Source organism: Bradyrhizobium sp. OK095, from assembly GCF_900109945.1.
Lineage (GTDB): Bacteria > Pseudomonadota > Alphaproteobacteria > Rhizobiales > Xanthobacteraceae > Bradyrhizobium.
Genome location: NZ_FOBX01000002.1, coordinates 150,655 through 162,453, shown reverse-complemented (window position 1 = coordinate 162,453; position 11,799 = coordinate 150,655). Strand labels below are relative to the sequence as shown.

Sequence of the window (11,799 nt, the reverse complement as noted above, 5' to 3'; positions counted from 1 at the left end):
CGATGAGCAAATTGTTGCGAACAGGACTGAACGCAGGCGAAAGCGCGCCGATGGCTGTGGTCGGCGGCGAGGGCGTCTATTTCCATTTGTCGGATGGCCGCAAACTGATCGACGGCAGCAATACCGGCGGCGGCCTCGGGCATCGGCACCCTGCGATGGTGGAAGCAATCCGCGGCGCGGCGGATACGCCTGTGGTGAACGAGGGCTGGACCTGGGTCGGTCGCGAGCAGGCCGCGGACGATCTGATGGCCACTGCATTCGCGGGCGAACAGGATTGGGTCGGCGCGGTGCGCTTCTGCATCAGCGGCAGCGAGGCCAACGACATGGCGCTGTCGCTCTGCCAGGCGCTGACGCAGCGCTCGGCATTGGCGACGCGCGAGCGCGCCTATCACGGCATCACCGGCCTGTCGCGCAGCATGACGGTGCAGCCGCAATGGCACGGCGGTCTTGCGGTGCACGCAGGCGGCTCAAAACTGCCGGCGCCGATGGCACCGGTGCGGGTTCTTCCCGCACCTGATGGTGCGATCTATGGCGCGCCTGCCAACAACACCCCGCCCAGCGAATATCTGGCCGATGCCGCGCGCCTGCTCTCGGACACCGCGGCAACGATCATCGATTACACGCAAGGCGGCATCTATTACGACGGCGCCTATCAGGACGAGGTGGCGCGGCACGCGCGGCAGGCGGGCTCGTATTGGATCGCCGACGAGGTCGTCACCGGCGCAGGCCGTGCCGGGCGATGGTTCGCGTTCCAGGGCGCTCAAAGCCGCCCCGACATCGTGACGCTCGGAAAATCGCTCGGCGGCGGCGCGGCCGCTGTCGCTGCGGTCGTGGTGTCGAAAGACATCGTCGAGCGGCTGAAGGGCTCGAGCTGGCAGAATTACGGCACGCTGCGCGGCCATCCGATCAGCATGGCCGCGGTCAGCGCCTATCTGAAGGTCGTCAGCGACGACAAGATTCTCGAGCATGTCCAAAAGCTCGAAAAGCTGTTCACGCGCCGCCTGCTTGCAATCGCGCAAAAACATCCGAGCGTGCAGCGTGTGGCGGGGCAGGGGCTGCACTGGACTGTGGAGCTGCACGGCCCGGACTGGCGCAATTGGCATGCCGACACCACCGAGGTGCCGATCGCCTCGCGCGTCGCGGAGCGGGCGCTGGAGGCCGGCGCGGTGATTGGAACCAGCGGCGAGCAGACTTCGCTGTTCCTGGCGCCGCCGCTGGTGATCTCCGAGCGTGAAGCGACGCTGCTTCTGGATGCACTCGATCACGGCCTCGATATCGCCGACGAGGAGCACGGGTGAGCGCGGATCACGCAACGCCCAGTCTATCGCCGGCATGGCCGGTGGATGAGCCCTGGCATCTCGCGCTGCCGGAGGGGACGCTGTACGATGCGCTGGTCCGTTCGGCGCGCGATCGGCCATCACATCCGGCGACGTTGTTTTACGGCGCAAGCCTGAGCTATGCCGAGCTGTGTGAGCGCGTCGACGCCATGGCCGGCTTCCTGCAGCACGCTTGCGGTGTGAAGCGCGGCGACCGCGTCATGATCGCGCTTCAGAATTCGCCGCAATATGTCATCGCCTACTACGCAGTGATGCGGGCGGACGCGGTGATCGTGCCCGTCAACCCCATGAACAAGACCGCCGAGATCGACTATCTCGCCGCGGACAGCGGCGCCAGGGTCGCGATCATCGGTAGCGAGCTGAGCGATGTCTTTGCGCCGCTGGCGGGCGAAGTCATCGCGCATGCGATCGTTGCGCAGTATCGCGACGAGGTTCCAGCCGCTACGCCCTATACGCTGCCGTCGTGCATCACCGAGGCGCCGTCGGACGTACCGTCGTCGCAAGGCTGGCATGTCTGGTCATCGGCAATCGCGCAAGGCTTACAGCCGGGCGCGATGAGCGTTGGTCCGAACGATCTCATGATCCTGCCTTACACATCGGGGACAACGGGAAAACCCAAGGCGTGCATGCACACCCATCGCAGCGCGCTGTTCACCGCCGTGCTTCAGGCGCGCTGGTACGGGCTCGATGGCGGTGACGTCATGACCGGTTTCATGCCGCTGTTCCACGTCGCGGGCATGCAGGGATCAATGAATGCCGCGGTCGTCACGGGTGCCACGCTGCTGCTGATGGCGCGCTGGGACAAGGATCTGCTGCCCGATTTGTTCGAGACCCATGGCGTATCGTTCTGGAACGCGGCGCCGACCATGATCGTCGATGTGCTTGCAAGCGCTCGCTTCCGCGATAAGTGCTTTGCGAAACTCAAGGTGCTGACCGGCGGCGGCGCGGCGATGCCGACCGCGGTGGCCGAACGGCTGAAAGGCCGCTTCGGCCTCGATTTCGTCGAGGGCTACGGCATGACCGAGACGATGTCGCCGACCCATCTCAACCCGATGGCAGCTCCGAAGCGTCAGTGCCTCGGCATTGCCGTGCACGAGACCGATGCGCGGGTCGTCGATCCCGACAGCCTGACCGAGCTCGGCGACAATGTCGTCGGCGAGATCGTCGTGCACGGGCCGCAGGTGTTGCAGGGCTACTGGAACAGGCCGCAGGCCAACGCCGAATCCTTCATAAAACTCTCGGGAAAGCGGTTCCTGCGCACCGGCGATCTCGGCTATCGCGATGCCGACGGCTATTTCTTCGCGGTTGATCGCTTGAAGCGGATGATCAATGTCAGTGGTTTCAAGGTGTGGCCCGCCGAGGTGGAGGCCGCGATGTACCAGAACCGCGCCATCCGGGAGTGCTGCATCGTCTCGGCGCCGGACGGCTACCGCGGCGAGACCGTCAAGGCGCTGGTGGTGCTCGATGATACCGCGCGCGCAACGACATCGCCGGACGATGTGGTGAGCTGGGCCCGCGGCGCGATGGCGAGCTACAAGGCGCCGCGTGCAGTCGTCTTCGTCGAGTCCTTGCCGCGCACTGCGAGCAACAAGATCAACTGGCGGTTGTTGCAGGACGCAGAATGGGGGCGGACGGCATGAAAGCTGCTTGGCTGGAAAAACCTGGCAAGGCTGCGATATGCTGCGCGCGCCGGAACATCTTTGAAGCTGTAGCTTCCCCCAAGACATCACCAGGAAATCGCTGATGCGTATCGTCACTGTTGCCGCCGCCCAGATGGGCCCGATCCAGAAAGCCGACAGCCGCGAGGCCGTGGTCAGGCGCATGATTGCGCTGATGGACGAAGCCAAGGCCAAAGGCGCCGATCTGATCGTCTATCCGGAGCTGGCGCTGACGACGTTCTTCCCGCGCTGGTATTCGGAGGATCGGGCGGAGGCCGACATCTGGTTCGAGCGCGAGATGCCGGGCCCGGCGACGAAGCCGCTGTTCGAGCGCGCGGCGCAGCACCAGATGGCGATGAACTTTGGCTATGCCGAGCTGACGCCCGACGGCCATCACTTCAATACCGCTATTCTCACCGACAAGTCCGGCAAGATTGTCGGAAAATATCGCAAGGTCCATCTGCCGGGCCATGTGGACTTCGACACCAAGCGTTCGCATCAGCATCTGGAAAAGCGCTATTTCGAGCCAGGCGACCTCGGCTTCAAGGTCTGGCGCGAGCTTGGCGGCATCATCGGCATGGCGATCTGCAACGACCGGCGTTGGCCCGAGACCTATCGCGTCATGGGCCTGCAAGGCGTCGAGATGGTGCTGATCGGCTACAACACGCCGTCGGTGAATGCCGAGAGGAGCGAGGAGGGCGTCGAGAAGCGCCTGTTCCACAACCGCCTCTCCGTGCAGGCCGGCGCCTATCAGAACGCGACCTGGGTGGTTGCGGTGGCCAAGGCCGGTGATGAGGACGGCCATCCGCTGTTCGGCGGCAGCCTGATCGTCGATCCCAATGGCGAGATCGTCGCCGAGGCCAAGACCGAGGACGACGAGGTTCTGGTTCACGCTTGCGATCTCGATGCCACCATTTTCGGCAAGACCACGATCTTCAATTTCGCCCAGCACCGCCGCATCGAGCATTACGGCCTGATCACCAGCCAGACCGGCGCGGTGCCGCCGCCGGAGAAGTGACGCTGATGGCAGGCGAGGCGACATCAGGTATTTCCCTGCGCGAGCTTGACCCGCGCGATCGCTACAAGCTGCTCTGCGGCGTGGTGGTGCCGCGGCCGATCGCGCTGGTGACGACGCTCGACGAGAACGGAGCGGTCAATGCTGCGCCGTTCAGCTTCTTCAACGTCTTCTCCGAAAGTCCGGCGTTGATCGTGCTCGGGCTCCAGCACAAGCCGGATCACTCGCCGAAGGACACGACCCGCAACATCCATCGCGACGGCGAGTTCGTCGTTCACATGGTCGACGAGGCGCTGTCGGTCGCGATGAACGATTGCGCGGTCGATTTCCCCTCCGGTGACAGCGAAGTTGCCGCGGCCGGTCTGGCGACGCTTCCCTCAGTCGACGTGAAAGTGCCGCGGCTCGCGGCTGCGCCTTTCGCGCTCGAATGCCGCCGCCAAATCGTGCTGAATTTTTCGCCCGACCGGGAACTGCTGGTCGGCGAGGTGCTCAGGATTCACGCCCGCGAGGGCCTCGTGGATGAGGCCAACATGTATGTCGATCTCGCCGCCTATCGGCCGATCGGCCGCATGTTCGGCAATCTCTACACGACGCAGCGGGATACGTTTGCGCTGTCGCGCGAGAGCCACGCACAATGGCTCGCACGCGCTCAAGAGCTGAAGGACGCCTAGTGATTCGAGAACTGCACCGTACCCAGCGCCATGGTGACGGCCGCCTGTGTCGGGTCGATCACCGCAATGCCGAGCGCGTCCTCCAGCGGACGGCGGTGGCGCGCCATACCGGCGCAGCCCATCACGATGGCGCGCGCGCCGTCCTCGTCGCGCAGCGCGCGGCCGATGTCGATCATTTTGGCGAGCGTACCTTCACCCGAGGCGGTCTCCGCGACGCTCATGTTCAGCGGCCGCTCGCCGGCGAGGCGCTCGGTCAATCCCATCTGCCTGAGATAGCGCATATGTCGCGGGATCGAGCGCTGGGCAATCGCGATGACACCGAACGTTTCGGCGCGCGCGAGCGCCGTCAGCACGCCGCACTCGGCGATGCCGAACACGGGGCGGTCGGTGCCTTCGCGGCAGACCTGAAGCCCGGGATCGCTGTAGCAGGCGATGACGAAGGCGGCAAAACTGTTGTCGCCTTCGACCAGTTTTCGCAGCGGTATCGCAACGCCATCGACATCGGCCTGGCTTTCAATGCCGAACGGACCCTCGGCCAGCGACTGGCAGACCAGTTCCGGGCCGCCCTCGAAACCGAGCGGCTTCAAGGCTTCCTCCAGCCCTTGCGTCACCGCGGGGTTGGAGTTCGGATTGATGACGAGAATGCGCGGCCGGGACATGATGGTCTTTCCAAGAAATTGCGATCACATGCCTTAAGCCTATCACGGAGTGCCTCATGACTGAACCCACTTACGACCTGATCATTCGCGGCGGCCGCGTTGCCACCACCACCGATGTGTTCGAGGCCGATGTCGCCATCTCCGGCGAGACCATCGCGGCGATCGGCCGCGGGCTGCCGGCAGCGAAGCGCGAGATCGACGCACGCGGCAAGCTGGTGCTGCCGGGCGGTGTCGACAGCCACGCCCATATCGAGCAGCTGTCGGCTGCCGGCATCATGAATGCCGACACTTTTGAGAGCGCGACCGTGTCGGCGGCCTTTGGCGGAACCACCACGGTGATCCCGTTCGCCGCCCAGCATGTCGGCATGAAGCTGCCGCAAGTGGTGGAGGATTATCACGCGTTGGCGAAGAAGGGCGCCGTGATCGACTACGCCTTTCACATGATCATTGCGGATGCGACCAAGGAGACGGTCGAGGAGCACATTCCCGCGCTGGTGAAGCAGGGGCATGGCTCGATCAAGATTTTCATGACCTATGACCGGCTCAAGGTCGATGATGAGCCCTTGCTCGACATTCTCCTTGCCGCGCGCCAGTCCGGCGCGATGCTGTGCGCCCATGCCGAAAATCACGGCATCATCGCCTGGATGGTGAAGCGCCTGCTCGCGCGCGGCTACACCATGCCGAAATACCACGCGGTCAGTCACGCCCGCGTATCGGAAGCCGAAGCCTTCACCCGGCTGATCGGCATGGCGGCGCTGATCGACCAGCCGATCATGATCTTCCATGTCTCGACCGCTGAAGGCGCAAAAGTCGTCCGCGACGCGCGCGGGCAGGGGCTGAAGGTCTTTGCGGAAACCTGTCCGCAATATCTGTTCCTTACGGCCAACGATCTCGACAAGCCCGGCGCGGAAGGCGCCAAGTGGATGTGCAGCCCACCGCCGCGCACGCATGCCGACCAGGAGGCGCTGTGGCAGGCGCTGTCGCTCGGCGATCTCCAGACCATCTCGTCGGACCACGCGCCCTATCGCTACGACGAGACCGGCAAGCTGCGCGCCGGCCCCAATCCGAACTTCAAGCAGGTCGCGAACGGTCTGCCGGGACTGGAGCTGCGATTGCCGCTGCTGTTCGACGCGATGGTGTCGAAGGGCCGGCTGGGCCTCGAAAAGTTCGTCGAGTTGACCTCGACTGCGCCGGCAAAAATCTACAATCTGCATCCGCGCAAGGGTTCGATCGCCGTCGGCGCCGATGCCGATATCGCGATCTGGGATCCCAACCGCGAGACTGTGATCGCCGACGAGATGATGCACGACCTCGCCGGTTATACGCCGTTCGCGGGCCGCAAGCTGAAGGGCTGGCCGGTGTCGGTGCTCTCGCGCGGCCGCGTGATCGTCGACGGCGACAGATGTCTCGCGAGCGCCGGCAGCGGCAAATTCCTGGCGCGCGGCGGCGGCGAGGCGGCAAAGCCCACAGGCCGGCTCGTTGCCGACATGGATCCGGAGCGAAATTTTGGAGCGAAACTGCTGTGATGATGGATCACGCGCGATGAAGATCGTCATCTTCGGCGGCACCGGTTTTGTCGGCCTCAATGTTGCGGAGGCGCTGCTCGCGCGCGGTCACGACGTGACGCTGTATGACCGCGCAGAGTTGCCGCCATCCGCCCGGCGAGCGCTGGTCAATCACGGCGCACGGTTCAAAGCCGTGCAGGGCGATATCACCGACGCAGACACCATCGACGCCCTCGTCGCTGAAGGCTGCGATGCGATCGTGCTGGGTGCCGCGGTCACGGCCGGCGACGAACTCGAGCGCGCATCGACCGCGCGCGTTCTCGAGATCAACGTGATGGCGCAGATCCCGATCCTGCTCTCCGCGATCCGCCATGGCGTTCGCCGCGTCGTCAATCTCTCGTCGGCGTCGGCCTACGGCGCCGCGGGTGCGCGGGTCGAGATTTTGGACGAGGAGACGCCCTGCGATCCCATCACGTTCTATGCGATCAGCAAGTTCACCTCGGAACGATCTGTCGCTCGCCATGCGGAACTCTTCGGCGGCGATTTCCTGAGCGTGCGCTTGAGCGCCCTGTTCGGCCCGTGGGAGCGACCCAGTTCAGTCCGCGACACGCCGAGCCTCCAGTTCCAGATTCTGGCCGCGTTCGCGCGCGGCGAGGCGGCGGTGATGCCTGAACCGGGCATGAGGGACTGGATCTACGCTTCCGACGCGGCCGAAGCGGTCGCTCTGTTGATCGAAGCCGAGCGGCCGCGCCATCGGCTCTACAACATCTCGTCCGGGGGGCTATGGCCCGCACTGCAATGGGGCGAGGCCTTTGCAGCATTAAATCCCGGCCTGCAATGCCGGCTCGCGGCGCCCGGAGAGAAGACTGCCATCAAGCTGCATGGACGCTATCGCGCGCCGCTGTCGGTGACGCGGATGGCAGATGAGTTCGGCTGGCGCGCGCGGTTCGGCTGCGCCGAGTCGGCGGCCGCGATGAGTGCCTGGTTGACGCAGCACAAGGAGTGGATCTGAGATGCGGCTCCAGGGGCGCACGGCCATCATCACGGGAGCAGCTTCGGGCATCGGCCGCGCCAGTGCAAAGCTGTTTGCAGAGGAGGGCGCGCATCTCGCTCTGGTCGATCGCGATGCCGCGGGACTTCAGGAGACGCTGAGCCTGGTAGGTGACGCAACGGTGCATGTCGGGGACGTCGGCGACGCCGCTTTCGCCGAGACCGTTGTCGGCGACGTCGTGGCTCGGCACGGCCAACTCGACATCCTCATGACCGCCGCCGGCTTCTCCTGTGGCGGCACCGTACTGACGACGAGCCCGGACGACTGGGACGCCGTGTTCCGCGCCAATGTCGGCGGCACCTGGCTGTGGGCGCGGGCGGCGGTGCCCCAGATGCAGCGGCAGAAAAGCGGCTCGATCATCACGCTGGCGTCGCAGCTTGCGATTGCCGGCGGCAGGGGCAGCAGCGCCTATATCGCGGCCAAAGGCGCGATCGTCAGCCTCACCCGAACGATGGCGGTGGATTTCGCCACCGACGGCATTCGCGTCAACGCCATCGCACCGGGCGCAATCGACACGCCGATGCTTCGCCGCAGCTTTGCCCGTCATGCCAATTCGGAGGAAGTGCGCGAAGCCTCCCGCAACCGCCATGCCATGAAGCGGTTCGGCGAGGCCGAGGAGATCGCGCAGACCGCGCTGCATCTCGCCAGCGATGCGTCCTCCTTCACGACCGGCACCGTGATGGTGGTCGACGGAGGCTGGCTCGCGGCATGAGTGACGCGCTGACAGAGCTTGAAGCGGATGTTCGCGCCGATCTCGCCATGATCGCGCATCCCGGCGCCGCGTGGCTCGAAGCGAAAACGGGGCCGGACGGCAAGCCCGCGCTGGACGTGCTGATCGTCGGCGCCGGCCAATCCGGCATCGCGATCGGCTTCGGCCTGATGCGCTCGCGCGTCAGCAACATCCTGCTGCTGGACAAGGCCGAGGAGGGGAAGGAGGGCCCGTGGCTCACTTATGCCCGCATGCCGACGCTGCGCAGCCCGAAGGACTATACCGGGCCCGACCTCGACATCCCTAGCCTGACCTATCAGTCCTGGCACGAAGCCCGCTTCGGCAAGGAGAGCTGGCAGACACTGAACCTGATCCTGAGAGAGCATTGGGCGGAGTATCTGCTCTGGCTGCGACGCACGATCAGCTTGCCGGTACGTAACGGCTGCGAGCTCTTGGAGATTTCGCCTTCGATCGACGGCCTGCTCGCCGCGCGCGTGAAGCGCGCCGATGGCGTCGAGACCCTTTATGCGCGCAAGATCGTTCTGGCGACGGGGCAGGAGGGCATGGGCGACTGGATGATCCCGGAGCCGCTACGCGATCTGCCGGCGAGTTCGGTCACAACCGTCGCTAACGATATCCATTTCGAAAGCCTGCGCGGCAAGCGCGTCGCGGTGATCGGCGCCGGTGCTTCCGCCTTCGACAATGCGGCAACCGGGCTGGAGGCAGGCGCGGCCGAAGTGCATCTGCTGTGCCGCCGCGCCCAGATCCAATTGATCCAGCCTTATCGCTGGCTGACCTTCCGCGGCTTCCTGCGTCATCTCAGCGATCTCGACGATGCCTGGCGCTGGCGCTTCATGCGCAAAATCCTCGAAATGCGCGAGGGATTTCCGCAGCCGACATATGACCGCTGCGCGCGTCACCCCAGTTTCACATTGCACGAGGGCGCGCCGCTCGAGGCTGCGCGTCAGACCGCTGACGGCGTTGAACTGCAAACGCCGCGCGGCGTGATTACTGCGGATTTCGTCATCTGCGGCACCGGCATCGACATGAATTTTGCTGGCCGCGGCGAGCTCGCCAAATTCGCCGGCAATATCGCGACCTGGGCCGATCGCTACCAGCCGCCGGAGAGCGAGCGCAATGCGCGGCTCGGCCGCTTCCCCTATCTCGCCGACGATTATGCATTCACCGAGCGCGTGCCGGGTACGACGCCGTGGATCCAGGACATCCATCTCTTCGCCATCGCCTCCACCATGAGTTTTGGTCCGTCGGGATCGTCGATCAACGCGATGACGACGGCTGTTCCAAAGCTGGTCAATGGCCTGACGCGCGGCCTGTTTCGTGCCGATGTCGAACGGCACTGGGCTTCACTCAGCGTCTATGACGTGCCGCAGGCCGTGGTTGCGCGGGACGCGCGAAAAATGGAGGAGTCGCGGTGATCATCCATGCGCCGCCGCGACCATGTGCCCACGGAAGTCGCCCATGAGACTGGCGCGCAACTTGCTTCTTTCTTAACCTGCCTTGCTGGCGTTTCTTGTCGAAATTCAGGGAAAAACCAATGTGTTTTGTGTCTTTCAGGCCGGCGTCCTGCGTCCTCGCCACCACCGCGCTGTTGCTCATCGCCAGCGCGCCGTCGCAAGCGCAAACCAGGGCCGAGACGTTGCGCTATGTCACCGGCTCGACGGTCAACACGCTCGATCCTAACATCCCGGGCTCGACCCGCGAATCCTTCGCGTTGAGCATGAGCACCTATGACCGGCTGGTGGCGTTCGGCCGCAAGCAGCTCAACGGCAAATGGGTGTTCGATCTCGACACCATCACGGGCGAGCTCGCCGAATCCTACGATGTCAGCCCGGACGGTTTGAAGATCACCTTCCGCCTGCGCAAGGATGCAAAATTCCAGGACGGCTCGCCTGTCACGGCCGAGGATGTCAAATGGTCACTCGATCGCTGCGTCACCGCGCCGATCCTCGGCAAGGCACAGCTGTTGACGGGTTCGCTCACGTCGGCCGATCAGTTCAAGGTGATCGATCCCCTCACCATCGAGGTGACCCTACCAAAACCCGACAAGCTCGCGCTGCCGAACCTTGCAACCGTCTATCCCCTGATCATCAACTCGAAATTGGCAAAAGAGCACGCGACCGCGGATGATCCCTGGGCCACTGCATGGCTCAAGGAGCACACCGCCGGCAGCGGCGCCTATGTGGTCGAGACCTTCAAGCCCGGCGAGCAGGTCATCCTCAAGCGCGACGAGAGCTGGAATCGCAGCACGGCCAACAAGCCGGCGTTCTTCAAGCGCGTGATCGTGCAGTCGGTGCCGGAGCCGGCGACCCGCGCCAATCTCGTCGAGCGTGGCGATGCCGACCTCGTCGTCGATCTCCAGGCCAGCGATGTGCAGTCGCTCGAGGCCAAGGGCAAGCTCAAGGTGGTCTCGACGCCGCAATACAATGCGATCACCTACGTCTCGATGAACAACCAGATGCCGCCGTTCGACAACGTCAATGTCCGCCGCGCCATCGCTTATGCGCTGCCCTATGACGACATGTTCAAGGCGGCTTTGTTTGGTCGCGGCGCGCCGCTGTTCGGCGCGAGCTGGCCGGACGGCAAGCCGCCGAACGGTATCTACCCGTTCCAGCAGCCGGTGAAGCTCGATCTCGACAAGGCCAGGGAATATCTCAAGGCCGCCGGTCTGCCTGAGGGTTTCTCGACCACTTTCAGCTTCAACGTCGGTCAGGCCGCGACCGCGGAGCCGATGGCTGCGCTGGTGAAGGAATCGCTCGGCAAGATCGGGATCAAGGTCGACATCCAAAAGCTGCCGGATGCGCAGATGTCGACGCAGATCAACGAGAAGAAGCTGCCCTTCTACACCGAAGGCATCGTCGCGTGGCTGCCCTCGACCGATTACTTCTACCGCAACTTCTACACCGGGAATCAGCGCTGGAACTACAGCTCGATCAACAATCCGGACCTTGCCGCAATCGCGCAGGAAGCGCGCTTCGAGCCGGATAAGGCCAAGTATGAGGAAGCCGGACGCAAGCTCAATGCCATGCACTTCGATCTGATGCCGCAGGTCATGCTGTGGCAGCCGAACCAGGACGCAGTGATGGCCGCGTCGATCGAAGGCTATACCTACGAGTTCCACCGCCAGGTCGACTATCGCGACGTCAGCCGCAAGTGATAGCGTCAAACGCTGGGAG

10 protein-coding genes are annotated in these 11,799 nt (G+C 64.4%); 9 read left to right on the top strand and 1 reads right to left on the bottom strand.

Going from position 1 to position 11,799, the window contains the following annotated elements; genetic code table 11:
* The first annotated feature begins 2 nt into the window (after positions 1-2).
* The 4 genes from BMW89_RS05840 to BMW89_RS05825 all read left to right on the top strand — a co-directional run bounded on the left by BMW89_RS05840 (position 3) and on the right by BMW89_RS05825 (position 4,681).
* Positions 3-1,298, top strand: a complete 1,296-nt coding sequence (locus BMW89_RS05840; protein WP_177195854.1) for an aminotransferase class III-fold pyridoxal phosphate-dependent enzyme — start codon at positions 3-5, stop codon at positions 1,296-1,298.
* On the top strand, positions 1,295-2,977 hold the full coding sequence (locus BMW89_RS05835; protein ID WP_092023696.1) for a long-chain-fatty-acid--CoA ligase: 1,683 nt from the start codon (positions 1,295-1,297) through the stop codon (positions 2,975-2,977). The genes BMW89_RS05840 and BMW89_RS05835 overlap by 4 nt, the downstream gene beginning before the upstream one ends.
* A gap of 103 nt (positions 2,978-3,080) precedes the next feature.
* Positions 3,081-4,013 carry an N-carbamoyl-D-amino-acid hydrolase gene (locus tag BMW89_RS05830; RefSeq protein ID WP_092023695.1) on the top strand — a complete coding sequence of 311 codons (933 nt, stop codon included), beginning with the start codon at positions 3,081-3,083 and terminating at the stop codon, positions 4,011-4,013.
* Between the two features lie 5 nt (positions 4,014-4,018).
* Positions 4,019-4,681, top strand: a complete 663-nt coding sequence (locus BMW89_RS05825; RefSeq protein ID WP_177195853.1) for a flavin reductase family protein — start codon at positions 4,019-4,021, stop codon at positions 4,679-4,681.
* On the opposite strand, the gene BMW89_RS05820 is transcribed toward BMW89_RS05825, so the two are convergent.
* Positions 4,678-5,340: an aspartate/glutamate racemase family protein gene (locus BMW89_RS05820; protein WP_092023692.1), complete on the bottom strand. Its 663-nt coding sequence runs from the start codon at positions 5,338-5,340 to the stop codon at positions 4,678-4,680. The genes BMW89_RS05825 and BMW89_RS05820 overlap by 4 nt on opposite strands.
* A 56-nt stretch (positions 5,341-5,396) precedes the next feature.
* Between BMW89_RS05820 and hydA the strand changes: the two genes are divergently transcribed.
* From hydA to BMW89_RS05795, 5 genes are all read left to right on the top strand, one after another.
* A complete protein-coding gene (gene hydA / locus BMW89_RS05815; protein ID WP_092023690.1) occupies positions 5,397-6,866 on the top strand; it encodes a dihydropyrimidinase in 1,470 nt (489 codons plus the stop codon).
* Positions 6,867-6,882: 16 nt separating this feature from the next.
* Positions 6,883-7,857, top strand: a complete 975-nt coding sequence (locus tag BMW89_RS05810) for an NAD-dependent epimerase/dehydratase family protein (RefSeq protein ID WP_092023688.1) — start codon at positions 6,883-6,885, stop codon at positions 7,855-7,857.
* A 1-nt stretch (position 7,858) separates the two neighbouring features.
* Positions 7,859-8,608 (top strand): SDR family oxidoreductase, encoded by a 750-nt coding sequence (locus tag BMW89_RS05805; RefSeq protein ID WP_092023686.1) that lies wholly within the window; start codon positions 7,859-7,861, stop codon positions 8,606-8,608.
* Positions 8,605-10,041 (top strand): NAD(P)-binding domain-containing protein, encoded by a 1,437-nt coding sequence (locus BMW89_RS05800; protein WP_092023684.1) that lies wholly within the window; start codon positions 8,605-8,607, stop codon positions 10,039-10,041. The genes BMW89_RS05805 and BMW89_RS05800 overlap by 4 nt, the downstream gene beginning before the upstream one ends.
* A 119-nt stretch (positions 10,042-10,160) precedes the next feature.
* Entirely contained in the window at positions 10,161-11,780 is a 1,620-nt protein-coding gene (locus tag BMW89_RS05795; protein WP_092023682.1) for an ABC transporter substrate-binding protein, read from the top strand.
* The last annotated feature ends 19 nt before the right edge of the window (positions 11,781-11,799 follow it).

Coding starts and splice junctions, on each gene's coding strand:
- BMW89_RS05810 (WP_092023688.1), top strand. CDS start 6,883: ATGAAGATCGTCATCTTCGGCGGCACCGGTTTTGTCGGCCTCAATGTT.
- BMW89_RS05795 (WP_092023682.1), top strand. CDS start 10,161: ATGTGTTTTGTGTCTTTCAGGCCGGCGTCCTGCGTCCTCGCCACCACC.
- BMW89_RS05825 (WP_177195853.1), top strand. CDS start 4,019: ATGGCAGGCGAGGCGACATCAGGTATTTCCCTGCGCGAGCTTGACCCG.
- BMW89_RS05805 (WP_092023686.1), top strand. CDS start 7,859: ATGCGGCTCCAGGGGCGCACGGCCATCATCACGGGAGCAGCTTCGGGC.
- BMW89_RS05800 (WP_092023684.1), top strand. CDS start 8,605: ATGAGTGACGCGCTGACAGAGCTTGAAGCGGATGTTCGCGCCGATCTC.
- BMW89_RS05840 (WP_177195854.1), top strand. CDS start 3: ATGAGCAAATTGTTGCGAACAGGACTGAACGCAGGCGAAAGCGCGCCG.
- BMW89_RS05830 (WP_092023695.1), top strand. CDS start 3,081: ATGCGTATCGTCACTGTTGCCGCCGCCCAGATGGGCCCGATCCAGAAA.
- BMW89_RS05820 (WP_092023692.1), bottom strand. CDS start 5,340: ATGTCCCGGCCGCGCATTCTCGTCATCAATCCGAACTCCAACCCCGCG.
- hydA (WP_092023690.1), top strand. CDS start 5,397: ATGACTGAACCCACTTACGACCTGATCATTCGCGGCGGCCGCGTTGCC.